Genomic DNA, 25,208 nt, shown 5'->3' on the forward strand with positions numbered 1-25,208 from the left:
ACGCCCACATCAAGGCGAACGGGGAGGGCGATCCCCGCGTGTGGCCCGACGACGTGCTCGTCGAGGACAACGAATTCTTCAACCCCCGCGCGCGCATGACGAGCAACCCCGTCACGCCGATCGACGTCGTCGGTGGGCGCCGCTGGATCGTCCGCGGCAACTACATCCACGATCACCACAAGGGCATGGGCGACGGCGTGAGCTACGCCGCGTTCCTCAAGGGCAACTCGCGCGACGGGATCATCGAGCGCAACCTCGTCGTCTGCGAGCAGCTCCACACCGGCGGCGTGCGCCTCGGGCTCTCGCTCGGCGGCGGCGGCACCGGGCCCGACTCGATCTGCGAGGGCGGCACGTGCACGCCCGAGCACCAGGGCGGCATCCTGCGCAACAACGTGATCGTGCACTGCCCGGCCGACGTCGGCGTGTACGTGAACGAGTGCGCGGACTGCCTCGTCGCGCACAACACGCTCGCAGGCACGACGGGCATCGACGTGCGCTTCGCCGCGAGCGACGTGCGCGTGATCGGCAACCTGCTCTCGGGTCGGGTGCGCGCGCGCGACGGGGCGACGCTCGCATCGAGCGGGAACCGCGAGATGGTCACCGAGGCCGAGTGGAGCGCGTGGTTCGTCGCGCCGGGCGAGGCCGACTTCACGCTGCGCGACGGTGCGGAGCTCGTGGATCGCGGCGCTGCGCTCGCCGAGGTGACCGACGACTTCTGCGGCAACGATCGCGACGACGGCATGCCCGATCTCGGCGCGGTGGAGCACGACGGAGACGGGCCCTGCGACACGACGATGCCGGGTGGCGGTGGCGCGACGCCCGGCGTCGACGCGGGCATCGCGGGCGACGCGGGCAGCGAGGAGATCGACGCGGGGCCGAGGGCCGACGCGGGCATGCTCGCCGGAGAGGTCTCGGGCGGGTGTGGCTGTCGTGCCGGCGGTCGGGGGCCCACGCGCGTCGCGTGGCTCGCGCTGCTCGCGCTCGTCGCGCTCAGCCGACGAGCTCGCTCGCGATCGCGACGAGGCGCGCCGGATCGAATGGCTTCGCGAGCACCGCTTGGAACAACGACGGGCGGAAGCGCACCAGCTCGTCGGTGCGGATCTCCCCGCTGATCGCGATCGCGGGGACCTCGCGCAGCCACCCTGCGGCGCGGATGCGCTCCATCATCTCGATGCCGCTCTCGGTCGGCATCGCGATGTCGGTGACGATCAGATCCACGCTGCACTGCGCCAGCGCCTCGCGCGCGCTCGCGCCGTTCGACGCGCCGATCACGGTCGCACCGCCCGACGTGAGGTACTGCGAGATCAGGTCGCGCATGTCCTCGTGGTCCTCCACCACGAGCACCGTTCGTCCGCGAAGCGGCCCGTTCTCCGAGGGCATCGTCACAGGTCCGTCGCAAGGACGTAGACGCATCCCGACGCGCGCGCAACAACGTTATCGTGATCGCATGCGCCGCTGGCTCACGCGATGGTTCCCGGTGCGCTCGCTCGACCACGTCGGCGCCGGCGCGTACGGCCTGATCGGTGCGACCGTGATCTCGGCGGACTCGATCGCGAGCACGATCGCGCCCACCCACGCGGCCGCGATCCGCTGGACCTTGCTCTACGAGCACAGCCAGGTGGGCTCGTCGCGCGGCGGAGGCGGGCGCGACAGCACGCTGCACCCGTTCGCGAGCGGATGGCGCGGCGAGTCGATCGTGCTGCGCGCCGCGTGCGGCAGGACGATCGGCGTCGCGCTCGGGGACGCGCGCCTGCGCGCACCGATCGATCCCGCCGACGGGACGCCCCTCGGAACGAGCCCCGCCTCGAGCGCGACCTACGGCGCGCTGGTCTCGCGCGCGCCAGCGGGCTCGGGGACGGTCTTCGTGCGCGAGCACGGCATCCAGGCGGGCCAGACCGTGCGCCTCCACGCATGGCTCGAGCCGGTGGGATCCACCGGCGGCTATCGCGACGCGGCGAGCCCGACGACGGTGCAGTTCCGCGCGACCGACGTGACGCTCGAGGACGATCTCCGCGACTAGTACGGCTGCCCGGATGTTCGTTCCGGGATCGATGTTCAGCCCGGAACGAACGGAACGAAGCTCCGGGCGGAGATACTAGACCCGGAACGCGTCGCGGTAGTGCTCGAGCGCGCGATCGACGTCGCGCTCGGCGAGACCGAAGTCGCTCAGCCGGTAGCGATGCACGCCGTGACGGTGCTGCACCTCGCTGCGCAGCGTGTCGCGCATGCGCGTCTCGGCGTCCTTCGTCCACGGCATGCCGGTGCGCTCCTCGATGCGGCGCACCACCGCGAGCGGGTTCTCCATGAGCTCGCCGTAGCGCACGTCGACGAAGCGCGCGTCGCCCACGCGCTTCCGCACGTCCATCGCGCGCGTCATCATGCGCGTCCCCTTGCGCAGCCAGCTTCGCCCGATCTCGTGGGGATCGACGTCGTCGCTGAACACGCCGCGCCCGTGCGCGAGCATGCTGCAGAAGCTCGGCACGACCTGCTGCGGATCGCGGTGCGTCCACACGATCGTCGCGTCGGGGAACACGTCGAGCAGCACGTCGAGCCACTCGAGGTGGTGCGGCGTCTTGAGCACCCATCGCGCGTGCTCGCCCTCGGCCGGGCGCTGCCACTGGAGCGCCTGCAGCACGCGCTTCATGTAGCGGTAGGCGGGCGTCTGATCCTGCTCCTCGAGCCACATCGCGTAGCTCGGAACGCGCAGCGTGCTCTCGGGGACGGTGCTGCGGAACGCGAGGTCGAGCAGCAGCACGTCCTCTTCGGGCGCGAGCGCGTCGACCGGGTGCACCGCGAAGAAGTCGGGCGCCATCCACCGCAGGCCGCTCTCCGCGCGCTGCGCGTTCGCGACGCGCTTCTGGCGCTCCTCGAGATCGGCGCCGGCGGGATCGAGCGGCACCGGCGAGAGCGCTTCCCACGATGACAGCGTGCGGATGCGCGCGTCGCTCGCGAGCAATCGATGGAGCAGCGTGGTGCCGGTGCGCGGAAGACCGACGATCACGATCGGCTTGGTGGTGCGCTCCGACTCGATGCGCGGGTGGCGGCGCACCAGCTCCTCGAGCCGCATGCGCGTCGCGAGCGTCGAGATGAGCCGCTCGCGCGTGATGTAGCGACCGATCGGATGCAGCCGCGCCTCTTCGTCGATCGCGCGCAGCAGCACCCGCATCGGCTGGCGGAACGTCGCGTCGCCGAGATCGAGCAGCCCGGTGCGCTCCTCCGCCGCCTCGATGAGCGACGACTCGTCGAGCGAGATGCGCCAGCCGCGCCCGCCGAGCCCACGCATCAAGCGGTTCGCGAGGCGGATCACCCGCGGGCGATAGGGGCGTCGATAGTCGGTCGAGGTCGCGCTGCGACGCGCGAAGAGACGCCCGCGCATCACGGGAGGCCTCGCACGTCGGCGAGCTTCACCACGCGAGCGCGCGGCTGCGGCGGCTCACCCTCGGGCCGCACCCAGCGGAAGCACATCGTGCCGAACGTGTGGCCCGTGGTCTCGATCCAGTTGGGCACGCCGGGGTCGCGATGCGCGACCACGATGCGCACGCTGCCGTCCTCGCGCAGCGTCGCGGTCGCGCTGTTCACGTGGATGCGGTGGTAGCGGTAGTCGAGCGACTCCATCCAGTGGTTGTTCAGCTGGAAGTTCCAGTGATCGCACTTCGGCGGCGTCGCATCGATCACCAGCGCCTCGTCGTCCGCGAGGCGCCAGTACGAGTGGTAGTACGCGATGTCCGCGAGCCCGCCGAAGCGGTTCGAGATCTCCTGGTCGAAGCGCGGGAGCTCGTTGGTGTGCGCCTGGAACATCTGCGCCCACGACGCGAAGAGCATCGGCGCGCCGCGCACCAGCATCGCGGTGCTCTGGAAGCCCGCGTCGAGCATCGCCGGCGTGAGCGGCTCGACGCCGCGGTCCGCGCCGATGCGCTCGATGCGCAGCTCGGCGATGCGCTCCTTCGGATCGAGCCGCGACTGGCGCACGATCAGCGTGCCGGTGTCCTTCGTCATCGGGAGCCACGTCTGGCCGGGCTCGAGGCGCGCGGGCTTCTCGCACGCGATGAGCACCTCGAACGTCCCGTCGTCGCGCACCGCGAGCTCGCTGGTGTCGATCTGCCCGGTCGGCGGCATCCCGTTGCCGCGCCCGTAGTGCCCGATCTGCGTCGCGAACGAGAGGAAGTGCACCGTGCCGCGCGTGCCCACGATGCGATACGCGTGCTCGCCCGAGATCGCCGCGTTGAGATAGACGTTGTCGGGATTGTCCGCGCCCATCTTCGCGGTCTCGTGGACCACTCGCTGCAGCACCGGCGCGCGCGGATCGTTGTGCTCGACGAACGTCTGCAGCGCCGCGCGGAGGATGCGCGACAGATAGCGATAGCCCTCGGCGCGCGTGAGCGGATCGTCGGGCCCGTCCTGCACGATCTGCCCCGCGGCCTTCAGCGCGTCGCAGAGCTCGGCCCACGACGTCCCGTCCATCACGCGCTGCGAGCTGTCGCTCATCGTCCTTCTCCGAGCGTATGACCTGCGCTCGCGAGCAGGCGCTCGCTCGCGTCCCAGAGCCTCTTCCCGAGCTCGGGATCGCACGCCTGCGCGGCGCGATCCTTCACGCGCGTGACGTGCACGTAGAGCCCGGTGTCGCCCTCGATCGTGCGCGCGCCGACGAGGTACGCGATCGGCTTCGCCGCCTCGGCGGGGTCCTTGAAGAACGCCTTCATCGTCGCGCCGAGCGCGGGCTTCACCCACGAGGGCGCCTCGCGCGCGATGTCCGTGTTCACCGCGCCCGGGCAGACGGTGTGCACCGAGACGTCGCCGCGCAGTCGGGTCGCGAGCTCGTGCGACCACGTCTCCGCGAGCAGCTTCGTCGCGCCGTACTCCTGCACCGCCTCGCGCATCGACCACGCGCGGAACGAGCCGAGCCGCGAGAAGTCGATCGGCGGCGCGCTGCGATGCGACTCGCTCGACACGAACACGATGCGCGGCAGGCGATCGTCCTGTCCGGGATCGCGCGCATCGGGATCGTCGCCCGCCCGCGCGCCGGGGCCGCGCGCGATGACGCCGCGCTCGAGCAGGCGCCGCACGAGCAGCACGTTCGACAGGAAGTTCACCTGGAAGCTCTCGTCGAAGCCGTGCTTGGTGCGTCGCGCCTCGCGCGGGACGATCCCCGCGTTGAGCACGACCGCGTCGAGCGCGACTCCGTCCTCCGCGAGCTCGTCGACCATGCGCTCGATCGACGCGAGATCCCCGAGGTCGAGCCCGACGGCCTCGACCGTCCCCGCGCCCGCGCCGGCCTCGCGGCGCACGACGTCCATCACCTCGGGGATGCCGCTGCGACACGCCATCACGACGTGCGCGCCGCGACGCACGAGCTCGACGGTGATCGCGAGCCCGAGCCCGCGGTTGGCGCCGGTGACGAGCACGGTGCGCCCGTCGAGGCGCTCGTGCGGTGCGAGCGCGAGCGGCGGCGCGCGGTCGCGGATTCGATCGACGATCCCACCGATCGTCGCAGCGAACGCACCGTCGTAACGTGGACGCAAGAGATCGCGGAGCCCCATGCGACGCGGGAGCATACGGGATCGCGCAAGCGCGTGTTCGAACAAGCGCGCGACCGCTTCACCGATCGCTCGGAGGCCTCTACGATGGCCGCATCGCGATGTCCGAACGCAACCTGCCTCGCCGCGTCGCGCGCCGCGTCCTGCGCGCCGCGCTCTCGACTCCCGCGCCGGTGCTGCGCCGCATGCTCGGCCCCGCGCCGCGCAACGATCGTGGCTCGCCGCTGGACCTGCAGACGCAGGTGATCCTGCGCTTGCTCGCGGAGCGACGCGACTCGCCGTACCAGCTCGGCGCACCGCGCATGCGGCGCGACTTCGACGTGCAGGCGCCGATCGTCGACGTGGCGCCCACGCCGATGCACCGCGTCGAGGATCGCTTCGTGCGCGGCGCCGACGGAGCGATCCGCGTGCGCATCTACGAGCCCGAGGCGCGCACGTCGCGGGCCCGCCCGGCGTGCGTGTACTTCCACGGCGGCGGCTGGGTGATCGGGAGCCTCGAGGCCTACGACGCGGTGTGCCGCAGCATCGCGACCCGCGCGCGCTGCGTGGTGATCTCGGTCGACTACCGGCTCGCGCCCGAGCACGTGTTCCCCGCCGCGGCGCTCGACGCGATCGCGGCGTACCGCTGGGTGATCGACCACGCCGGCGAGCTCGGCATCGATCCTCGACGCATCGCGGTCGGCGGCGACAGCGCGGGCGGGAACCTCTCGGCGATCGTGGCGCGCGAAGCGCGCGCGCTGCACGCCGCGCCCGCGTTCCAGATGCTGGTGTACCCCGCGACCGATCTCACGCGCTCGGCGGAGTCGCATCGCCTGTTCGCGCGCGGGTTCCTCCTCGAGACGGAGACGATGGACTGGTTCCTCGACCAGTACTCGGTGGAGGACAAGCTCCATCCGCTGGGCTCACCGCTGCACGCCGACGACGTGCGCGGCGTCGCGCCGGCCTACGTCGTCACCGCGGGCTTCGATCCGCTGCGCGACGAGGGCGAGGCGTACGCGAAGAAGCTCGGAGCTGCGGGCGTGCGCGTCGAGGTGCGCTGCGAGGAGAGCCTGGTGCACGGCTTCTTCTCGATGGGCGGCGTGATCGACGCCGCGCGCACCGCCGTGGATCGTGCGATCGACGCGCTCTCGCGCGGTCTCGCCGGCACTGTTTAGTTCCACATCGACGCTGGAAGGTCGTGGTACGCTCGGAGCTTCGCGGAGCGAGCGCTCACCGATGCCGTCCCCTCTCCTCGGATACAACAACAACGTCCGGCACCGCGGGAAGATCTTCCACATCCAGACCGAGGATTCGGGGGTCACGCACGCGCACATCTTCACGCATCTCTTCGCCGACGGTGGGCGCATCATCGCGACGAAGAAGACGACGTACGCGCAGTACCTCGGGACCGAGCGCTTCCCGGGCATCGTGAAGAAGCTGATGCAGGCGCAGCACAAGGCGATGTTCATCGCGCTGCGCGACGGGCTCTTCGACGAGGACGAGGTCGCGGGCGCGCGCGCGTTCGCCGAGCGTCCGATCGTGCTCGAGGAGGACGCGACGCAGCCGACGTCGGTGGTCGCGCCGACCGCATCGCGACCCGAGGTCGACGTCGACGCGCTCGAGCGCGCAGCCGCGCAGATCTCGGGCGGCTACTCGCCGCCCGGCGCCGCGGCCGCGAAGCCCGCGCCGAAGCTGCCGCCGGTCCCGCCCGCGCCGAGCCGCACCGCGCAGCCGGTGGCCGTCGCGCGCCCCGCGACGCCCGCTGCGGCCGTGACCCCGCCGAGCAACCGCCCGCGCTATCAGTCGACGCAGCCCGCGTCGGTGCGCCCGCGCGCGCCGAAGCAGAACGAGTCGCTGTTCGGCGCCGACATCCTCAGCGAGAAGTCGCTCGACGAAGTGATCATGAGCTACCTCGCCGAGGACCTCGACGAGAAGGAGTGACGCTCACCGCAGCAGCGCGTCGATCGCGGCGCGCAGCGCGTCGCTCGTGAACGGCTTCGCGAGCTGCGGTGCATCGCGCGGCGCATCGCTCGTCCCACCGAGATAGAGCGCGCGCAGTCCGGCGCTCGATGCGCGTGCCCGCGCGACGAGCGCGGCGCCCGTCGTGCCCGCGATCCGCTCGTCGGTCACCAGCAGCTCGAACGACGACGTGCGCAGCGCGTCGAGCGCTTCGTCCGCGGTGCGCACGACGTGGACGTCGTGGGGGAGCGCGCTCAGCGCCCGTGTGATCACGGGGTCATCGACCGCCGCGAGGATCCGCGCGCGCCGCGCGCTCGCGGTGTGCGCCGGGAAGAAGAGCCGGAACGTCGAGCCTCGACCGGGCTCGCTCTCGACCGTCACGTGCGCGCCGCTCTGCTGCACGAAGCCGTACACCGACGCGAGCCCGAGGCCCGTCCCGTGCGCCGCGCCCTTCGTGGTGAAGAACGGCTCGAACACGCGGCGGCGCACCAGCTCGTCCATGCCCTCGCCCTCGTCCTCCACCGCGATCGTCGCGTAGCGGCCCGCGGGCACCTCGTCGCGCGGCGCATCGAGCACGGCCTCCCGCACCACGACCCCGATGCGGCCGCCCTCGGGCATCGAGTCCCGCGCGTTCATCACGAGGTTCGTGAGCGCGCCCTCGAGCTGCACCCGATCGACGCATGCGCGCGGCACGTCGGGCGCGACGTCGACCGCGATCCGCACCTCGCGCCCCACCGCGTGCGCGAGCAGCTGCGCGTGCCCGCGCACGACGTCACCGAGATCGATCAGCTCGGGCACCAGCACCTGCCGGCGCCCGAACGCGAGCAGCTGGCGCACCGTCGACGCGGCCTTCGCCGTGGAGACGTCGATCGCCTCGAGCTGCTCCGCGATCTCCTCGTCGTTGCGCCGCCGCGTGCGCGCGACCTCGATGCACGTCCCGATCACCGCGAGCGCGTTGTTCACGTCGTGCGCGATGCCCGCCGCCATCAGCCCGAGCGCCTCGAGCTTCTCCGCCTGCGCGGCGCGGTGCTCGGCCTCGATCAGGCGCGCGCGCGTCTGCACGTGCTCGGTCACGTCGATGATCGTCGCGAGCACGCCGGTGATCGCGCCGCCCTCGCGCACCGCGGCGAGGGTCCAGTCCCAGTACGTCGTGCCGCGCTCGGACTGATCGGGGTGCGCGAAGGGACGCTCGAACGCGTGATAGGGCTCGCCGGTCTCGAGCACGCGGCGGAACAGCGCCTCGTTCTCGGGGTGCGGATAGAGCTCGAAGTGCCCGCGGCCGATCAGCTCCTCGGCGGGCCGCCGTGTGCTCGCCGCGTACGCCTCGTTCACCCGCACGAAGCGCAGCTCGCGATCGAGCAACGCCACCAGGATGTGCGGCGTCTCGAAGACCAAGCCGGCGAGATCGTTCGGCTGCACGGACCCGCGGATGGTGCCGCGATCCGAAGGGCCGGTGGAAGGCCCTCAGCGCGCGGCGCCGGTCGCGATCAGCGTGTCGATCTCGCCCTCGCTCCAGCCGGCGTCGCGCAGCACCGCGCGGGTGTCGCGGCCCTGCGTCGGCGCGGGGCCCGTCGCGGCCTCGCTCGCGATCGGGGTGCGCGGCATCGGCAGCGTCACGCCCGACGCGTCGTGCGAGACGAACATCTTGCGCGCGACGTGCTGCGGATCGCTCGGCACCTCTTCGGGCGCGAGCACCGGCTCGAGGCAGCAGTCGACCTTCTCGGAGAACGTGATCCACTCCGCGAACGTCTTGCTCGCGAAGACGTCGCGCAGCCGCGCCTTCCAGGCTTCCTGGTGCGGCCCCGGCATCAGCGCGTCCATGCCCGGCTCGATGCCGACGCCGGTGCAGAACGCGACCCAGAACTTCGGCTCGAGCGCGCCGAGCGCCATCGCGCGCCCGTCCTTCGTGCGATAGGTGCCGAAGGGCGCGATGCCTCCGTTGAGCGCGCCCGCGCCCCGCGCGTGCGACCCATCGCCCGCGAGCGCCGCCATCAGCCCGAACGCGCCGAGCACCATCGAGCCCTCGCACATCGACACGTCGACGAAGCGTCCCTCGCCCGTTGTCGTGCGCGCGTGCAGCGCCGCGAGGATGCCGCTCACCGCGAAGAGCGCGCCGCCTGCCATGTCGGCCATCTGCACGCCGGGCACCTGGGGCGGACCGGTCTCCGGGCCGCTCAGCCCGAGCACGCCCGCGCGCGCGATGTACCCGATGTCGTGCCCCGCGCGCTGCGCCGCCGGACCGTCCTGACCGAAGCCCGTGATCGCGCAGTACACGAGCCCCGGGCTCGCCGCGCGCAGCCGTTCGAACCCGAGCCCGAGACGCTCCATCACGCCGGGGCGGAAGCTCTCGATCAGCACGTCGTAGCGCGGCACGAGGCGCAGCAGCGCCTCCTGTCCCTCGCGCTTCTTCAGGTCGAGCACGAGGCTGCGCTTGCCGCGGTTCAGCGCGTGGAACGCGGCGTTCATCGGCGTGCCCTTGCCGGCATCACCGACCATCGGCGGCATGAAGCGCAGGTAGTCGCCGCCGCTGGGATCCTCGACCTTGTCCACGGCCGCGCCGAGATCCGCGAGGATCATCGACGCGAAGGGGCCGGGGAGCAGGCGCGAGAGATCGAGGATGCGCAGGCCCGAGAGCGGGCGTCCTGTGAGCGCCGTTCGAGCCTGCGCGTCCGTCATGGAATCACGCGAGGATCTGCTGGAGCTTGGTCGCGAGCATCGCGTTGCCCGTGACCTTGAGCTTGCCGGTGAAGAAGAGCTGCATCGCCGCGCCCGGGTTGTCCGAGATGGTCTTCCAGTCGTCGGCCGAGAGCTCGAGCGTGCAGTCCGCGCCGCCCTTGTCGCCCTCGGTCACGCCGACGTCGTTCTTGCAGTCGACCGTCCAGACGCCGCCGCCGTCGCCGTTGATCTTGAAGAGGAACACGGCGCCGATGGCCTTCGCCTTGTCGGGGTTGTTGCGGATCTTCTCGGGCAGGCGGGTTCCGAAATCGGTCTGGGCGTCGGCCATGGGATCTCCTCCGAAGGGTTCCTGTACGCGGCGCCGGCACTGAATGGCGATTCAGCAGGGCGCGTCGCGGTCATAGACCCCCATGCCGCACGGTGTCAAGGCACCCCACGTCGTGCTACGACCGTCGCCTTCTTCCCGACGACCGGAGCAAGCGCGCGTGGCCATCAAGGACTTTCTCAAGAAGCGTGGCATGGAGCTGATGCAGGACCCCAAGGTCGCGAAGCTCATGCAGGACGAGCGCGTGATGAAGGTGGCGATGCAGGCCTTCCAGCTCCGCGGGAAGGTGCAGGAGCAGATCGACGGCAACGTCGAGAAGGTCGCGCAGTCGCTGGGCCTGGTCACCAAGAGCGAGGTCCGCGAGCTGAAGCGGACGATCAAGAAGCTCGAGACCGAGCTGAAGAAGCAGCAAGCCGCGCAGGAAGCGGCGGCGAAGAAGGACTGAAGCGACGGTCGTTCCAAGGGTCTCGGCGAGCGGGCCGCTCGTGGTGGGGTTGCTCCGCGGTGAACGCGATCTCGGAGCCCCGCGGAGTCTCTCGCGCGGGCGTGGCACCATCGGCGCGTGAATGACGCCGCGAGCGGTGTCGTCGATGGAGACCGAATGCGCGCTCTGATCTCGCTGGTGGTCGCCGTGTGGCTCGTCTCGGCTCCAGCCGGCGCGCAGGACGTCGGCCGCGCGCAGCAGCTCTTCCAGCAGGGGATCGCGGCGTACGACGCGGGGCGGCTCGACGAGGCAGTGCGGCTGCTCCGCGAAGCGGACGCGATCGTCCACTCGCCCGAGCTGACGTTCAACATCGCGCGCGTCTACGAGCGCATGGGCGAGTCGCGCGAGGCCATCCGGCACTTCGAGCGCTACCTGCGCGAGGCGCGGCCCGAGGGCGACGAGCGCGCCGACGTCGACCGACGCATCGCCGCGATGCGCGAGCTCGATCGCCGCATGCGCGATCAGGTGATGACGACGCCGCCCAGCAGCGACGAGATGACCCAGGAGGCGCGCGTCTTCTTCGAGCGCGGCGTCGCGATGTTCCGCCGCCGCCAGTACGACGCCGCGCTCCAGGCGTTCACCGCCGCGTACAACTTCGCGAGGCTCCCCGAGGTCGTCTACAACCTCGCGGTCGCGAGCGAGCGCACCGGGCACACGCAGGACGCGATCGACTACTACCGCGAGTACCTGCGCGCGCGCCCCGATGGCCCCGATCGCGCGTACGTCGAGCGCCGCATCGCGCAGCTGCGCGCGCCACGCTGACGATCACTCCGTCGGCTTCTGCTTCTTCGCCAGCGGGCGCGACGCGAGCGGCGGGACGTGCTCGTCGGCCTCGCTCCCGAAGAGCCAGCCTCCGGCGCGGCGCAGCATGGCGAGATCGCGCTCCCGCGAGCGCTCAGCTCCCCGTGATCGTGCGCCAGAGCTCGTAGAGCACGCCGAAGCCGACGCCGTAGACGATGATCACCGGGATGAGGAACCCGGCGATCGCGAGGAGCACGCCGCCGCCGACCAGCAGGTAGTCGACGAACGTCGGCGTCGCCTTCGGGTCGTCGCGGTACTTGCGGATGATCTCGAGGTTCCGGCGGTTCGAGCGGAAGAACATGTCGAACGCGTCGCCGAGGAACGGGACCGCGCCGACGACGGTGTCGATCGCGATGTTGAGCAGCATGCGCAGCAGCGCGATGGTCGGGACGCGCGACTGCAGCGCGAGGAAGAGCAGCGACACCGAGCCCGTGCTGGTGATCGCGTCGCCCGCGCCCGGGATGAGGAAGCCGATGATCGGATCGAGCCCGAGGTGGATGTTCGTGCCCGGGATGCGCAGCGTCTCGTCGAGGAACTTCACGAGCTTCTCGGCCCAGGGCGCGAGCTGCTGGGTCGCGAGCTTGCGCAGCTCGGGCGAGAGCTGCTCGCCGCCGTCGATCCGCGCGAGGGCTTCGTCGACCGCGCGATCGGTGAGGCGCTTGGCGTGCTCGTCGAGGTTGCGCTCCATCGAGAGGGATCGTCCCACGAAGAGTGGATACGGACGAGCAGCGGGAGGCATTTCGCGGGGCGGGGGCGGGGGCGGGGGCGGGGGCGAGGGCGCGTGCGGGGGCGAGGGCGCGTGCGAGTGCGCCGCTGCGAACGGGGCGAGGCGCGGAGCGCGAGCCCGATCAGTGGGGCGAGGCGCGAAGCGCGAGCCCGGATCGCGCGTGACGAGCGAGGTCGCGAAGCGCCCTCGCGCGTCTCGCGCTCTATGAGCGAGCGAGCGCGTTCTCCCCCGCGTGCGGTCGGAGCCTCCCCAGCAGGGCGCGGGGCAGGGGTGCCGAGCGATCGCGCAGCGACGGCCACACGACTCCGATCACAGCGTGCATGGTTCGCGTCTCGCGCCCGCGAGACGCGAACGACCCCGCCTCCCGAAGCTCGCGCCGCTCGCGCGAGGCAGGTCGCGAGCACCTAGCGAGGCACCCCTGCCCCGCGCCCCCGCCGAAGCCTCTCCCCGCGCGGCCCCGAGCTAACGACGAGCGAGCCAGTCCCGGACCATCGGCCACACCGTCCGAGTCGCCTCGCGCCCCATCACGAGATCCAGGTGCCCCAGCGGCCACGCTCGATAGGTCTTGTCGTGCGACTTGCTGCCCTCGTACGCCGGCTTCACCGACTCCGGCGGCGCGAGCTGGTCCTCGGTGCCCGCGATCACCAAGAGCGGCCGATCGAGCATCTCGAACGCCGCCGAGTAGTCGATCATCCCGTCGAGGCTCTTGAAACCCTGGCGCGAGCCCGCCTTGAAGATGTCGAGCGCGACCGCGAGGCTCGTGTGCTCGAACGTCTTGCTGAGGTACTCGTCGAGCACCTCCTTCTCGACGCCCCCCGGCACCCAGCCGCGGATCGGCAGCGGCAGGATGCGGTTGTCCCAGAGCGCCGCGCGCTTCTGGAGGTGCTTGCCCACGAAGCGCACCGGCAGCGCGGGGTTCGAGTCGAAGAGCCCGGTCCACCCGATCGCCGCCGCGGCGTCGCGCAGCAGCATCAAGAGCGCGCTGCCCTGACCGAAGCGATACGGCGAGCCGATCGTCACGAGGCCGCGCACGTGCTCGCGCATCGAGGTGCTGCCGACCGCGTAGCTGATGAGCCCGCCCATCGAGTGACCGACGAGGAACACCTCGTCGTGCCCGGAGAGCGCGATCGCCTCGCGCACGAACGCGGGCACGTCCTCCTCGATGTACTCGTACATCACCTTCGGCCGCGGCGCGCCGAAGCGTCGCGAGCGACCGTGGCCGCGCAGGTCGACGTTGAACACGTCCCAGCCCTCGCGCGCGAGGTAGTTCGCGAACGAGCGCCGCGACGAGTGCCACGTGTAGCGGTTCTGACCGAACCCGTGGATCAGGATGACCGTGCCGCGCGTGGTCGTGCCCTCGGCGACGACCCGCTTGCGAACCATGCCCAGGGGATGGGGCCCCGGGGTCATCACGACGTCCTTGACGAAGACCCCCCGCTCGTTGCCGTCGATCGCCTGCTCGACGGTCTCGGTGCGGAGGATCATTCGAGCGGTTCCTTCTCCGTCATCCCGGGCTGCTCCCTGCACCCCCCCGAAGTCGCGCTTCGATCCGCTCGCGCAACGCTTCGTCCCGCTCCCGTGCGAGATGCGACTGCAAGCGCGAGCGTGCGTCGGCGGTCCCCATCCGTCCGAGCGCATCGATGACGGCCTCGCGGACCGCCGTGTCCGAGTGCGTGAGCAGCGGCGCGACGTCGCCCTCCGACGCCGCGCCGAACGCGGTCGTCATCGCGAGCACCGCCTCGCGCACCACGAGGCCCTCGGGGCGGCGCAGCGCGCGACGCAACGTCGTGCGCGCCTCGCTCGTGGTGAACGCGCCGAGCGCGTGCACCGCACGCACCCGCACGAACCCTGGCGTGCGCGCATCGTCGATCGCGGCGCGCAGCAGCGGGATCGTCGCCGGGCCCATCGCGCGCCAGGCCTCGAGGGTCGGCGTGCTCTCGATGCCCGAGAGCAGCGCGATCACGTCCTCGCGGGTGCGCGGCGTCGTCGCAGCCTCGTCGCGTCCGGGCCCGACCTCGTCTTGCGCGCTCGCGGCCGATGCCGTCGTCGTGAAGAGCGCGAGCGCGAGCGCGAAGGTCAGGAGCCGCACGAGCGAACAGCCTACACGATTCAACCGAGGAGGTCCCGCAACGCCGGCTCGAGCTCGGGGAACTTGAAGCGGTAGCCGCTCTCGAGCGCGCGCGCCGGGAGCACCTTGCGCGAGCCGAGCACCTCGCTGCCGAACTCGCCGAGCGCGGTCTTGATCGCGAACGCGGGCGCGGGGACGAACGCGGGGCGGCGCATCACGCGCGCGAGCACCTCGGCGAACTCCGACTGCCGCACCGGCGAGGGCGAGGTCGCGTTGATCGGGCCGCGCAGCTCGCGATGCGCGATCGCGTGCTGGATGATGCCCATCACGTCGTCGAGGTGGATCCACGGCCACCACTGGCGCCCCGATCCGAGCTTGCCGCCGAAGCCCATCTTGAAGATCGGGAGCATGCGCTGGAGCGCGCCGCCCTCGGGCGACATCACGAGGCCGAGGCGCGGCGTCACCACGCGCACCCCGAGCTCCTCGGCGCGCATCGCCTCGCGCTCCCACGCGATGCAGACCTTCGCGAGGAAGTCGTCGGCGGGCGGATCGCCCTCGCGCACCTCGCGCTCGCCGGTCTCGCCGTAGTAGCCGATCGCGCTCGCCGACACGAGCACGTAGGGGCGCTGGTTCTGGGGGAGCGCGGCGATCGCGTCGACGACGCGCCGCGTGCCCTCGACGCGGCTCTGCTCGATCGCGCGCTTCTTCTCGTCGGTCCAGCGCCCCGCGACGCTCTCGCCCGCGAGGTGCACCACCGCGTCGAGGCCCTGCACCGCTTGCTCGGGGACAGCGACGTCCGGGCTCCACTTCCACGCGCGGCTCACCGCCGCGACCTTCTCCTGGGCGCGCGCGGGCTCGCGCGAGAGCGCGACGATCTCGACGCGGCTCATGAGCAGGTGCGCGGCGAGGCGCGCGCCCACGAGGCCCGTGACGCCGGTGATCAGGACGCGCATGCCGGGCTCGGTCATGCGCGTCGCTCCGTCGAGCATGCTCAGACGTTCCATCGTCGGATCTCCTCAGGCGGGCAGCGCGTAGGTGCGCTCGAGGTGCGCGATCACCTCGCTCGCGCCGTGGATCGACACGCCCGCGCTCGGGTCGTGCAGGAAGGGCAGGGCGACGTCGCCGTGATGGGTGCGCAGCGCCTCGCGCGTCGGGCTGCCCTCGGCGCAGGAGCGCGAGAGGTGGGGCAGCTCGAGCTCGCAGAGGACCTCGCGGACGAGGCGCGCGTCGGGCGAGGCCTCGTACGCGAAGAGCTCGAGCGGCGCGTCGGGCGTGCGGCTCGGACGTGCGGCGCGACCGTGCGGGAGGCGCAGCCCGGACGCGATCGCCGAGGTCGCGAGGGTGAGTGGGCCGAGGGTGAGGCGTCGCGGGGGACGGCCGTGGCCGTAGCGCGCGAAGAGGTACGCGATGATCGCGTCGGACTCGTAGAGCGCGCGATCGTCGGCGTTGGGATCGACGAGGAAGGGGAACTGCGTCTTGCCGCCGCGGGCGCGCGCTTCGTCGCGGAAGCGGGTGCCGCCGCGCGGACACGGGAAGACGAGCGCGTCGAGATCGAGGATCGAGAGCGCCTCGCGCACCTTGCGACAGAAGGGGCACGCCTCGAACTCCCAGAGCAGGAATGGCTCGAGGGGGCGTGGACCGAGCGCGCCGACGCGCGCGCCGGCCTGTCCGCGCACGAAGCTCGCGGCGGTGGACGTGAAGTGATCGAAGGCGCTCGTCACGCGGTGCGTGCTTATCACGAGCGCCGCTCAGAATGCGACGGACGCGCCGAGCGTGGAGACCCATCCGCCGTGGATCTGCTCGCCGATGTACACGTCGACCCCGATCGGGCGCAGCCAGATGGCGAGCACACGATCGAGGAGCAGCACGCCGACGCCGAGCGCGGGCTGCACGAGGTAGTAGGCCCAGTCGCCGGTGGGGGTGCCGACGTCGAACGCGAACGCGACGGCGAGCGCGGGTGAGACGACGATCGAGAAGTCGGGGCGGCGCAGCAGCTCGAGATCCCACCCGACGCGCACCCCGATCTGCATCGAGAAGTACGACGAGACGTCCTGCGCGAGCGCCAGCGCGACGAAGGGACCGACCGGCACGCCGTCGAGGTGGAGCCCGACCTCCTCGACGATGCGGAACGCAGCGGGCACGAAGCCATCGAGCCGCACCCCGACGCCGATGCCGCCGCCCGCGAAGAACGGGCGCGCGACGTCGACCGGTGGAGGCGGCTCGTCCTGGGCGGCCGCGGGCGCGGCGATCGCGAGCGTGAGCGCGAAGAGCGCTGCCGTCAGTCGTGGAAGGCGTGTCTCGACCACCGCCCGCCGATGATGCCAAACCGCCGAGCCATTCGTCATGACAGCTGCCCTCGCCCTCGTTGGTTCCGTCGATCCCGATGACGCTCCCGTGCCCGCGCCCGAGGGGCGCGATGCTGGTCACGACCCGCCCGTCGTGCTAGCCGCCCCGGCCGTGAACGCGCGCACGCAGCACAGCCGTGACGATGCCGCGCGCGGCCGGGACGACGATCTCGATCGCCAGTTGAGCGAGCGCTTCGGCCTTCCGAGCTTCCGGCCGTGGCAGCGCGAGGCGGTCGCGGAGATCCTGCACGGCAGCGGGCGCTGCTTGGTCCTCGCGCCCACCGGCGGCGGCAAGTCGCTCTGTTATCAGTTCCCGGCGTCGGTGCTCGGCGGCACGTCGATCGTGATCTCGCCGCTGATCGCGCTGATGGAGGATCAGGTCCGCAGCCTGACCGATCGCGGGATCCCCGCGACGTACCTGGCGTCGACGGTCGACGCGGACGAGCGACGGGCGAGAGAGCGCGATCTCTTCGCGGGGAAGTTCGCGCTCGTCTACATCGCGCCGGAGCGGCTCGCCGCGCCCGGGGTGGTCGACAAGCTCGCGCGGCTGCGCCCGCCGCTGGTCGCGATCGACGAGGCGCACTGCATCTCGCAGTGGGGCCACGACTTCCGCCCCGACTACCTGCGCATCGGCGAGGTGCTGCGCGCGCTCGCGCCGCCGCGCGTCGTCGCGTGCACCGCGACGGCGACCCCCGCGGTGCGCGCCGAGATCCTCGAGAAGCTCGGGCTTCCCGACGGCGAGACGAAGGTGGTGCTGCGCGGGTTCGCGCGCCCGAACCTGCATCTCTCGGCGATCGAGTGCGACGGTCGCAGCTCGCGGCGGACGTGGATGATGCGCGCGATCGACGACGCGCTGGGCACCCCGCGCGAGCCCAAGGGCGCGGCGATCGTCTACGCGGGGACGCGGAAGTCGACCGAGGAGGTCGCGGGGCTGGTCGCGGCGCGCGGGTACCGCGTCGCGGCCTATCACGCGGGGCTCGAGCCCGAGCAGCGCAGCGTGGTCAGCGAAGCGTTCGCGAAGCGCCAGCTCGACGTGGTCGTGGCGACGAACGCGTTCGGCATGGGCATCGATCGCCCGGACATCCGGTGCGTCGTGCACGTCGCGCCGCCGGGATCGATCGAGGCGTACTACCAGGAGGTCGGTCGCGCGGGGCGCGATGGACAGCCGGCGTGGGGCCTCTTGCTCAGCGGATCGAACGACATCGGGCTGCGACGTCGGCTGATCGAGCACGGTCGCGACGGGCAGCAGGTCGATCCTGCGGAGCGCGATCGTCAGTGGAGCCTGTTCCGCGAGCTGCTGCGTTACGTCGAGGCGGGCAGCTGCCGGCACGACTTCATCCTGCGGTACTTCGGGGACGAGCAGGAGCTCCTCGGCGGCTGCGGTCACTGCGACGTGTGCGAGCGCCTCGAGCGCGAAGGCGAGGGCGAGCGGAAGATCAGCGAGGAGGACGCGCTGGTCGTGCGCAAGGCTCTGGCGGGCGTCGCGCGGGCGCAGCGTCGCGCGGGGATGCTCGCGGTCGCCGACATGCTGCACGGCGTGAGCGACGAGCGTCAGAAGAAGATGGGCTTCACCGAGCTCAGCACGTTCGGGATCCTGAAGGACCACTCGCGCGAGTGGTTGATCTCGCTGCTGCGTCGGATGGTCACCGCGGGGCTCGTGGAGATCACGGCGAGCGAGTTCCCGATGCCGTACCTGAGCGCGCTCGGCGCGAAGGTGATGCGCGCGCAGGAGCCGGTGCGGGTGCTGCTGCCGCCCGTCGAGGTGAAGACGCCGAAGGGACGCGGCGGCACGCGCGTGGAGCGCGACGGCAGCGCGCGCACCACCGCAGCGGTCGCGGGGCTGAGCTCGAAGACGGCCGCGGCGTTCGAGCGGCTGCGCGCGGTGCGCCTCGAACTCGCGAAGGAGCAGCACGTCCCGGCGTACGTCGTCTGCCACGATCGCGTGCTCGTCGAGATCGCGGAGCGACGGCCCACCACGATCGACGAGATGGCGCAGGTGCGCGGCATGGGCCCGGCGCGCATCGCGGCGTACGGGGACAGGTTTCTCGCCGCGCTCGAAGGAGACTAGGCGGTGCCGGCGCGGCGCCGGCTGCGCCAGAGCATCAGCGTCGTGAGACCGATCGCGATGAACGTCAGCTGCGGCACGCGCGCCAGCAGCGCGAGCGACACCGCGGCCGCGGGGGTGGTGCCCAGCGCCTCGGCGGACATGCGGAACACCAGCTCGGCCGTCCCGACCTGACCCGGCACGAACACGCCGAGCGCGGCTGCGACGAGGTTCACGCCCTGCACCGCGAGCGCACCGAGCACGCTCACGTCGAGGCCCACCGCGTGCGCGAGCACCGCGTACTGCACCATCTGGATCGCCCGGCCCATGAACATCATCGTGACCGGGCCGAGCGCGACCACCGGCACGTCGCGCGACGCTTCGTGGAAGAGGCGCGCACGCTCGCCGAGCTTGGGCCATCGGCGCGCGAGGATGCGCTCGATCTCGGGGTGCGTCGCCGCGACGCGCATTCCGACGCCCGCCGCCATGAGCACGACGAAGTGCGCGAAGATCGCCCACGCGAGCCCGGTATCGCCCGACGTCGCGAGCGCGCCCGGGATGCAGAAGACCGAGAACGCCGCCGAGCTGATGAGCACGTTCGCCTGGTTCGTGGTGCCCATCGCGATCGCGACCTGGGGCGGGATCCACGCCGAGAGCAGCGTCGCCTTCGCCGCTTCGCTCGCGCTGCGTCCGGCGGGCACCACGCCCATCACGCCCTGCGCGGCGAGCTGTACGAAGTAGAGCCGCGAGAACGGGATGACGCGCCCCCGCTCGCCGAGCACCAGGCGCGTGGCGTAGGCATCCGTCGCGATGCGCAGCGCCTCGAGCAGGAGCGCGAGCGGCAGCCACGCCGCGGCGTGCGGCAGGATCTCGACGATCCGCTCCGCGCCCGCGTCGTACACGGTCCACGCGAGGAGGCCGAAGCCCACGAGCGCGACGGCGACGCGGATCAACGTTCCCGCGAGCGACGAGCGTCTCGGCGGCGCCTCCATCGGACCGAGCAGGGTGGGGCCCCGGCCCCGCGCTGTCGAGCGCGCGTCGTCGATTGCTCGCCTCGGGGCCCGCGAGGACAATGTTCGTCGCATGAGCGGCGACGACGACGAGCCCGACTGGTCCGGCGAAGATCCGATCACCGGTCGTCGCGTCCAGCCGGTGCACGCGATCGAGCGCGTCGCCGAGAAGACCGGGCGCGACCCCGCGCTGCTGCGGCGCTGGGTCGACGCGATCGAGCGCAAGGGGCAGGCGATCCTCTACGGCCCACCGGGCTCGGGGAAGAGCTACCTCGCGCGCGAGCTCGCGCGGCATCTCGTGGGCGGTGGCGACGGCTTCACGCGACAGCTCGTGCTGCACGCCAGCACGACCTACGAGGACTTCGTGCAGGGCTATCGCCCGCTCACGCGCTCCGACGGGACCGTGCAGTGGCCGCTCGTGCGCGGTCGGTTCCTGCAGTTCGCGGAGAAGGCCTACGAGCGGCGCGGTCGCTGCGTGCTGGTGCTCGACGAGATGCATCGCGCCGACGTCGGGCGCGTGCTCGGCGAGCTGGTGCACCTGCTCGAGTACCGCGGCGAGCCCATGCCGCTCGCGGCGGGCGACTCGCCCTTCGTGTTGCCCTCGAACGTGCGGATCATCGGGACGATGTCGTCGACCGACGCCGCGCGCTCGGGCGGTGATCTCGTGCTGCGGCGACGCTTCGCGTACCTGCGCGTCACGCCGGATCTCGAGGTGCTGCGGCGCTTCCACGCGCGCACCGGGTTCGACGTCGACGGACTGCTCGGCGTGCTGCACCGCATCGAGCAGCTGGTGCGCGATCCCGATCGCTCGCTCGGCGTGTCGTTCTTCCTCCGCGAGCGTCTCGGCGAAGAGATCGAGGACGTGTGGCGCTTCGAGGTCGAGCCGATGCTCGAGGCGCTCCTCGCGGATCGTCCCGCGGAAGCGGCGCGGCTTCGCTGGGACGTGGTGCGCTGGAAGATCCTCCGCGACTAGCGCGCGGCGCACTCGACGTTCGCGACGAACGTGCTCGCGGGCGAGCCGCGCCACATCAGCGTCTCGCGGGTCTCGCCCACCGCGAGCGGCAGCGACTGCGGCGTGGGGTTCACGTTCGTCGAGACCCGGCAGGTCATCGGCTGCGCGCATCCGTTCCGCACGCTGACGAAGTGATCCCAGCCGAACGCCTGCATGCGCGCTTCCGCGCGCACCGCGATGCACTCGGGGCGCGAGCCCTGCACTTCCACGCTCGACGCCTGCGCGAGCGCGAAGCCCGCGGTGGACGCGATCAGGAGCGCGAGGACGAACGAAACGCGGCGCACGAGGTGGATTCTGGTCCCCGCGCCCCGCGATCGCGAATTCGCTGAAAGCCGACGGCGGAGAGGAACGGAGAATTCTCTCTCTTCGCTCGCCGATTTCCGCGCTGCGGCTCAGCGCTTGCCGAGCTTCTTCTTCAGCAGATCGCCGAGGGTGCCCATGCCGGCTCCGCCGCCCTTGGCGCGGAACGAGTCGAAGTCCGCGCGCTCCGCGTCCTCGACCGCGGCCTTGATGCTGATGCGGGTGCGGTTGTCGCTCGCCTCGATCACCTTCGCGGTGACCTCGCGCCCGACCGGGAACTCCTTGCGGAGATCCGCGCCCAGGCGCGTGCCGGTCTCGGCGTTCGGGATCACCGCGCGTCCCGCGCGTCCCTTGGTGCCCGCGAGCTGGCAGACGACGCCGTAGTTCTCGACCTTCTCGACGATCGCCTTCACTACCGCGCCGACGATCACGCCTGCGCCGCCACGATCCTCGGCGCCCACCGCCGCGCCCTCGCTCGCCGGCGCGAGCGCGATGCGCTTGCGCGCGACGTCGACCGAGAGCACGCGCACCAGGAGCGCCTGCCCGATCTGCACGGCCTCTTCGGGACGACGCACGCGCGCGCCGAGCTCCGACACGTGCAGCAGGCCCTCGACGCCCGACGCGATGCGCACGAACGCGCCGAACTCCGCGAGCCGGCTCACCTGGCCCGCGACGACCTTGCCCACCGGCGCGACCGCCTCGATCGCGCTCCACGGATCCGCCGCGAGCGCCTTGAGCGAGAGCGTGATCTCGACCTTCTCGCCCTTGTCGGTGGTCTTCTTCTCGACGTTCTTGACCTGCACCTCGACGACGTCGCCGAGCTGCACGACGTCCTCGGGCTTCACGCGATCGTGCGAGAGCTCGCGCATCGGGATGAGCCCCTCGATGCCGCCGAGATCGACGAACGCACCGAACTCGCGCAGCTGCGAGACGCGACCCTTCACGGTGCTGCCGATCGCCAGCGTCGCGAGCACGCGCTCGCGCGCGTCCTTCGCCTCGCGCTCGAGGAGCTGACGGCGCGAGAGCACCACGTCGCGCTCGTCGAGCTTCGTGATCACGAACGAGAGCGAGCGGCCGATGAACGTCGACGGGTCCTGCACGTACTGGTTGTCGAGCTGCGAGAACGGGCAGAAGCCGCGGATGCCGCCGAGATCGACCTCGGCGCCACCCTTGTTCACGCCGGTGACCTTGCCCTCGACCGGCGCGCCCTGCTCGAACGCGGCGCGGAAGCGATCGGTGCTCGCGACGTCGCGCCCGAAGCGCTTGCCGAGCTTGATCTGTCCGCCGTCGAGCCCGACGACCCACGCCTTCACGCGATCGCCGACCTTCACGGTCACGTCGCCGCGCGCGTCCTTCAGCTCGATCGTGTCGAAGTAGCCCTGCTGCTTGTCGTCGAGATCGACGAACACCGAGTCGGGCCCGACGTGACCGACCACGCCCTCGACCTCTTCACCCACCGACAGGCGCCGCTGCTTCGCGATCGGCACGTCTCCACGTGCGAAGAGGTCCGCGAAGCTCTCGCCCTTCCGTCCACCGCTGCTGCTCATATGAGGGCGCGCACCGTAGCACGCGCCCTCCGAGCCGCCCTCGATCTGCGGAAATGCAGCGATATCCAGGAGATCACGCGAGCTCTTCGAGCGCGGCCGCCTCCGCCGCGGCGCGCTCTCGTGCTGCGTCGAGCTCGCGCGTGTCGCCGCCGTCGATCGCCTCGCCGCTCGCCCATCGCGCACGCAGGGCGCGCATGAGCCGCGCGATCCCGGCGACGTGCGCGCCCAGCGCGCGGTCGATCGCGACGAGATCCGCGACGCCCGCCTCGGCGCGGGCCTCGCCGAGGCGATGCACGGTGCGCAGCGCGCGATCGATGCGGCGGCGCTCGTCGCGCGCGAGCGGGAACGCGGGCTCGGTCGCGCGTCGCTGCAGCGCGGCGGCACGCAGGAGACGCCATCGAGCGGGCCCACGGCTGCGCCGCGCGAGCGAGATCAGCGCCGACACCCGCGCGTCCTCCGCGTGCAGCGCGAAGGGCAGCGACACGAGCAACATCGACGTCGTGATCGCGACGACGCGCACCCACGCGTCGCCGTCTCCGAAGCGCGCGAGCACCCACGTCGCGCTCGCACCGCCGATCGCCGCGACCGCGAGGTGCGTGATCACCGCCGCGACGTCACGCCCGCGCAGGGCGCGCACGGCGTAGATCAGCACCGCGAGCACCGCGCCCGCCGCGATCGGCGCGATCGGTCGGAGCCACGCCCACGCGAGCGCGGCGAGCGCGCCGAGCCCCACCGCGAGCGGCGTCGGCGCGCCCGAGATCATCGGCGCGAGCGCGGCGCCGAAGAGCGCGAGGCCCAGCGCCGCGGGGCCCGCGGGCATCGCGCGCAGCGTCTCCGCGACGAGCAGCGTGAGCCCGAGCACGCCGATCGACACCAGCGCTCGCGCCAGCATCAGAAGGCCTCCGCGGACGCGCGGCGCGCGGCGCCACGGCTCAGCGAGTACGAGCGTCCGGCGCCCGAGCGCGCCTCGGTCTGCTCGAAGCTCGAGCGATCGCGGCGGAGCGCGTCGATGCGCGCGGCGTACGCGGGGGAGGGCGCGGCCGTGTTCGCGCGCTGCAGCTCCTGCAGGTGCGCGTCGGTCATGCGCAGCGCCTCGTCGCGACGGCCCTCTTGCCACGCGCTGATCGCGGCCACCTGCTGGGCGTCGATCGCGGTGGCGAGCGCATCGGCGTGCAGCTCGACGTCGCGCGATGCGTCGACCTCGCTCGCGCTCGCCACCGCGCGCACCGAGGCCGTGCCGCCGTCGATCGCGCGCGCGGTCCCGTCCTCGACGGTCACGTAGCGCACGCGCACCGCGGTGCTCGCGAGCGAGCCCACCGCGCCCATCGGCGCTGCGAGCTCGAGCACGACCTTGCGTCGCTCTCCCGCGAAGAGCGTCCCGAGCGGCAGTCGCACGCGCGTGCCCTCGATCGACGCGACCGCGCCGTGCGCGTGGCGCAGCATCGCGCCCGCCGGGAGGTCGATCTCGGCGACCACGTCGTCGGCGACGGTGCTCGACGCCTGGTCGAGCTCCTGGCGCAGGAAGGGATCGAGCTGCGCGCCGTCGCTGAGGAACGCGTAGTTGCCGCGGCCCGAGTCCGCGACCGTGCTGAGGAAGCGCTCGTCGTAGTCGACGCCGATGCCGAGCGACGAAGTGGTGACGCGCTCCGAGGCGCGCGACGCGATGCGCGTCGCGATCGAGGGCAGCGCCTCGCCCGAGCCGTCCTGTCCGTCCGAGACGAGCACGAGGCGGCGCACGTGATCGCCGGGCGCGGTCGCGAGCGCGCGCGCACCGAGATCGAGGCCCGCGGGGATGTTCGTGCCGCCGTCGGCGGTGACCGCGCGGACGCGCGCGGGGAGGGTCTCGCGCAGCTCGCGCACGCTGGCGAGCGGCTGCAGCACCTGCGCCTCGTGGTCGTACACGATCACCGCCAGGCGATCGTCGTCGTGCATGCGCGCGAGCAGCGAGACGATGGACTCGCGCGCTTGCACGATCTTGTCGCCGCTCATCGAGCCCGAGTGATCGAGCACGACCGCGAGCGATACGGGAGCGCGCCGCGCGACGCCGCCCTCCTCGCCGGTGAGCCGGAGCTCGGCGTAGAGCGAGCGCGCTCCGTCGGCGAGCGCAGCGCCCTCGGTGAACGCGAAGAACCCGTCGACGCGCGGGCCGCGGAGCGCGGCGCGCGGCGAGCCGCTCGCGGGCGTGGGCTGCGCGCTCGGCGCGACGACGGCGGGCACCGCGCTCGCGGGCCCCGGCGTGGTGGACAGGACGATGCCGCCGGTGGCGAGCGCGACCGCGGCCGCGGCGAGCCCCCACGCACGGCGACGACGCTTCGGGATCTGCAGGTTCATCTCGGTGCCTCCTCGTTCGAGCGAGGCTCCGAGCAGCGGGCGCGCCAGCGTCGCGAGGGCGAGAAT

General features: G+C 72.1%; 25 protein-coding genes. 7 read left to right on the top strand and 18 right to left on the bottom strand.

Annotated features, from left to right (window positions below):
* Window positions 1–990: 990 nt before the first annotated feature.
* Window positions 991–1,380 (bottom strand): response regulator, encoded by a 390-nt coding sequence (locus I5071_RS04605; protein WP_236604158.1) that lies wholly within the window; start codon window positions 1,378–1,380, stop codon window positions 991–993.
* A 67-nt stretch (window positions 1,381–1,447) separates the two neighbouring features.
* Here I5071_RS04605 and I5071_RS04610 point away from each other — a divergent pair, with 67 nt between their 5' ends.
* Window positions 1,448–2,020 carry a hypothetical protein gene (locus I5071_RS04610; RefSeq protein WP_236604159.1) on the top strand — a complete coding sequence of 191 codons (573 nt, stop codon included), beginning with the start codon at window positions 1,448–1,450 and terminating at the stop codon, window positions 2,018–2,020.
* Window positions 2,021–2,095: 75 nt separating this feature from the next.
* Here I5071_RS04610 and I5071_RS04615 read toward each other — a convergent pair whose 3' ends face one another.
* Genes I5071_RS04615 through I5071_RS04625 form a run of 3 tightly spaced genes read right to left on the bottom strand, consistent with a single transcriptional unit; the run spans window position 2,096 to window position 5,537 of the window.
* Complete coding sequence (locus tag I5071_RS04615; RefSeq protein WP_236604160.1) at window positions 2,096–3,376, bottom strand: sulfotransferase family protein; 1,281 nt, start codon at window positions 3,374–3,376, stop codon at window positions 2,096–2,098.
* Window positions 3,376–4,485, bottom strand: a complete 1,110-nt coding sequence (locus tag I5071_RS04620; RefSeq protein ID WP_236604161.1) for a DUF1214 domain-containing protein — start codon at window positions 4,483–4,485, stop codon at window positions 3,376–3,378. The genes I5071_RS04615 and I5071_RS04620 overlap by 1 nt, the downstream gene beginning before the upstream one ends.
* Window positions 4,482–5,537 (bottom strand): SDR family NAD(P)-dependent oxidoreductase, encoded by a 1,056-nt coding sequence (locus I5071_RS04625; RefSeq protein WP_236604162.1) that lies wholly within the window; start codon window positions 5,535–5,537, stop codon window positions 4,482–4,484. The genes I5071_RS04620 and I5071_RS04625 overlap by 4 nt, the downstream gene beginning before the upstream one ends.
* A 98-nt stretch (window positions 5,538–5,635) precedes the next feature.
* Between I5071_RS04625 and I5071_RS04630 the strand changes: the two genes are divergently transcribed.
* Together I5071_RS04630 and I5071_RS04635 are read left to right on the top strand one after the other, a co-directional pair.
* Window positions 5,636–6,688 carry an alpha/beta hydrolase gene (locus I5071_RS04630; protein WP_236604163.1) on the top strand — a complete coding sequence of 351 codons (1,053 nt, stop codon included), beginning with the start codon at window positions 5,636–5,638 and terminating at the stop codon, window positions 6,686–6,688.
* Between the two features lie 61 nt (window positions 6,689–6,749).
* Complete coding sequence (locus tag I5071_RS04635) at window positions 6,750–7,454, top strand: hypothetical protein (protein WP_236604164.1); 705 nt, start codon at window positions 6,750–6,752, stop codon at window positions 7,452–7,454.
* Between the two features lie 3 nt (window positions 7,455–7,457).
* Here the strand turns inward: I5071_RS04635 and I5071_RS04640 are convergent, their stop codons facing one another.
* Genes I5071_RS04640 through I5071_RS04650 form a run of 3 tightly spaced genes read right to left on the bottom strand, consistent with a single transcriptional unit; the run spans window position 7,458 to window position 10,476 of the window.
* Window positions 7,458–8,891, bottom strand: a complete 1,434-nt coding sequence (locus I5071_RS04640) for an ATP-binding protein (RefSeq protein ID WP_236604165.1) — start codon at window positions 8,889–8,891, stop codon at window positions 7,458–7,460.
* Between the two features lie 45 nt (window positions 8,892–8,936).
* On the bottom strand, window positions 8,937–10,148 hold the full coding sequence (locus I5071_RS04645; RefSeq protein WP_236604166.1) for a CaiB/BaiF CoA transferase family protein: 1,212 nt from the start codon (window positions 10,146–10,148) through the stop codon (window positions 8,937–8,939).
* A gap of 4 nt (window positions 10,149–10,152) precedes the next feature.
* The gene (locus tag I5071_RS04650) at window positions 10,153–10,476 is read right to left on the bottom strand and encodes an SCP2 sterol-binding domain-containing protein (protein ID WP_236604167.1); all 324 of its coding nucleotides are present in this window, start codon (window positions 10,474–10,476) and stop codon (window positions 10,153–10,155) included.
* Between the two features lie 157 nt (window positions 10,477–10,633).
* Between I5071_RS04650 and I5071_RS04655 the strand changes: the two genes are divergently transcribed.
* Together I5071_RS04655 and I5071_RS04660 are read left to right on the top strand one after the other, a co-directional pair.
* Window positions 10,634–10,918: a hypothetical protein gene (locus tag I5071_RS04655; RefSeq protein ID WP_236604168.1), complete on the top strand. Its 285-nt coding sequence runs from the start codon at window positions 10,634–10,636 to the stop codon at window positions 10,916–10,918.
* 156 nt (window positions 10,919–11,074) lie between these two features.
* Complete coding sequence (locus I5071_RS04660; RefSeq protein ID WP_236604169.1) at window positions 11,075–11,719, top strand: tetratricopeptide repeat protein; 645 nt, start codon at window positions 11,075–11,077, stop codon at window positions 11,717–11,719.
* Window positions 11,720–11,852: 133 nt separating this feature from the next.
* Here the strand turns inward: I5071_RS04660 and I5071_RS04665 are convergent, their stop codons facing one another.
* The 6 genes from I5071_RS04665 to I5071_RS04690 form a co-directional block, all read right to left on the bottom strand.
* Window positions 11,853–12,446, bottom strand: coding sequence for a DUF4112 domain-containing protein (locus I5071_RS04665; RefSeq protein ID WP_236604170.1), 594 nt, complete (start codon window positions 12,444–12,446; stop codon window positions 11,853–11,855).
* Window positions 12,447–12,947: 501 nt separating this feature from the next.
* Window positions 12,948–13,970 carry an alpha/beta hydrolase gene (locus I5071_RS04670; RefSeq protein WP_236604171.1) on the bottom strand — a complete coding sequence of 341 codons (1,023 nt, stop codon included), beginning with the start codon at window positions 13,968–13,970 and terminating at the stop codon, window positions 12,948–12,950.
* A gap of 19 nt (window positions 13,971–13,989) precedes the next feature.
* Window positions 13,990–14,574, bottom strand: a complete 585-nt coding sequence (locus tag I5071_RS04675) for a HEAT repeat domain-containing protein (protein WP_236604172.1) — start codon at window positions 14,572–14,574, stop codon at window positions 13,990–13,992.
* A 20-nt stretch (window positions 14,575–14,594) separates the two neighbouring features.
* Complete coding sequence (locus I5071_RS04680) at window positions 14,595–15,557, bottom strand: TIGR01777 family oxidoreductase (RefSeq protein WP_236604173.1); 963 nt, start codon at window positions 15,555–15,557, stop codon at window positions 14,595–14,597.
* A gap of 12 nt (window positions 15,558–15,569) precedes the next feature.
* Window positions 15,570–16,274 carry a glutathione S-transferase N-terminal domain-containing protein gene (locus I5071_RS04685; RefSeq protein ID WP_236604174.1) on the bottom strand — a complete coding sequence of 235 codons (705 nt, stop codon included), beginning with the start codon at window positions 16,272–16,274 and terminating at the stop codon, window positions 15,570–15,572.
* A gap of 27 nt (window positions 16,275–16,301) precedes the next feature.
* Complete coding sequence (locus I5071_RS04690; protein ID WP_236604175.1) at window positions 16,302–16,859, bottom strand: hypothetical protein; 558 nt, start codon at window positions 16,857–16,859, stop codon at window positions 16,302–16,304.
* A 151-nt stretch (window positions 16,860–17,010) separates the two neighbouring features.
* Between I5071_RS04690 and I5071_RS04695 the strand changes: the two genes are divergently transcribed.
* A complete protein-coding gene (locus I5071_RS04695; RefSeq protein ID WP_236604176.1) occupies window positions 17,011–18,966 on the top strand; it encodes a RecQ family ATP-dependent DNA helicase in 1,956 nt (651 codons plus the stop codon).
* Here I5071_RS04695 and I5071_RS04700 read toward each other — a convergent pair.
* Window positions 18,963–19,895, bottom strand: a complete 933-nt coding sequence (locus tag I5071_RS04700; RefSeq protein WP_236604177.1) for a lysylphosphatidylglycerol synthase domain-containing protein — start codon at window positions 19,893–19,895, stop codon at window positions 18,963–18,965. The two genes, I5071_RS04695 and I5071_RS04700, sit on opposite strands and share 4 nt — an antisense overlap.
* A 130-nt stretch (window positions 19,896–20,025) precedes the next feature.
* On the opposite strand from I5071_RS04700, the gene I5071_RS04705 reads away from it, so the two are divergent.
* Entirely contained in the window at window positions 20,026–20,925 is a 900-nt protein-coding gene (locus tag I5071_RS04705) for an McrB family protein (RefSeq protein ID WP_236604178.1), read from the top strand.
* Here I5071_RS04705 and I5071_RS04710 read toward each other — a convergent pair.
* The 4 genes from I5071_RS04710 to I5071_RS04725 all read right to left on the bottom strand — a co-directional run bounded on the left by I5071_RS04710 (window position 20,922) and on the right by I5071_RS04725 (window position 25,142).
* Window positions 20,922–21,248: a hypothetical protein gene (locus tag I5071_RS04710; protein ID WP_236604179.1), complete on the bottom strand. Its 327-nt coding sequence runs from the start codon at window positions 21,246–21,248 to the stop codon at window positions 20,922–20,924. The genes I5071_RS04705 and I5071_RS04710 overlap by 4 nt on opposite strands.
* Before the next feature lie 108 nt (window positions 21,249–21,356).
* Window positions 21,357–22,811 carry a S1 RNA-binding domain-containing protein gene (locus I5071_RS04715; protein WP_236604180.1) on the bottom strand — a complete coding sequence of 485 codons (1,455 nt, stop codon included), beginning with the start codon at window positions 22,809–22,811 and terminating at the stop codon, window positions 21,357–21,359.
* 73 nt (window positions 22,812–22,884) lie between these two features.
* Window positions 22,885–23,703 (bottom strand): mitochondrial import receptor subunit TOM22, encoded by an 819-nt coding sequence (locus tag I5071_RS04720; RefSeq protein WP_236604181.1) that lies wholly within the window; start codon window positions 23,701–23,703, stop codon window positions 22,885–22,887.
* Window positions 23,703–25,142 carry a vWA domain-containing protein gene (locus I5071_RS04725; RefSeq protein WP_236604182.1) on the bottom strand — a complete coding sequence of 480 codons (1,440 nt, stop codon included), beginning with the start codon at window positions 25,140–25,142 and terminating at the stop codon, window positions 23,703–23,705. Before I5071_RS04725 ends, I5071_RS04720 begins: the two co-directional genes overlap by 1 nt.
* Window positions 25,143–25,208: the final 66 nt, after the last annotated feature.

Origin of the sequence: Sandaracinus amylolyticus (genome assembly GCF_021631985.1) — a bacterium.
GTDB classification, from domain to species: Bacteria; Myxococcota_A; Polyangia; order Polyangiales; family Sandaracinaceae; genus Sandaracinus; species Sandaracinus amylolyticus_A.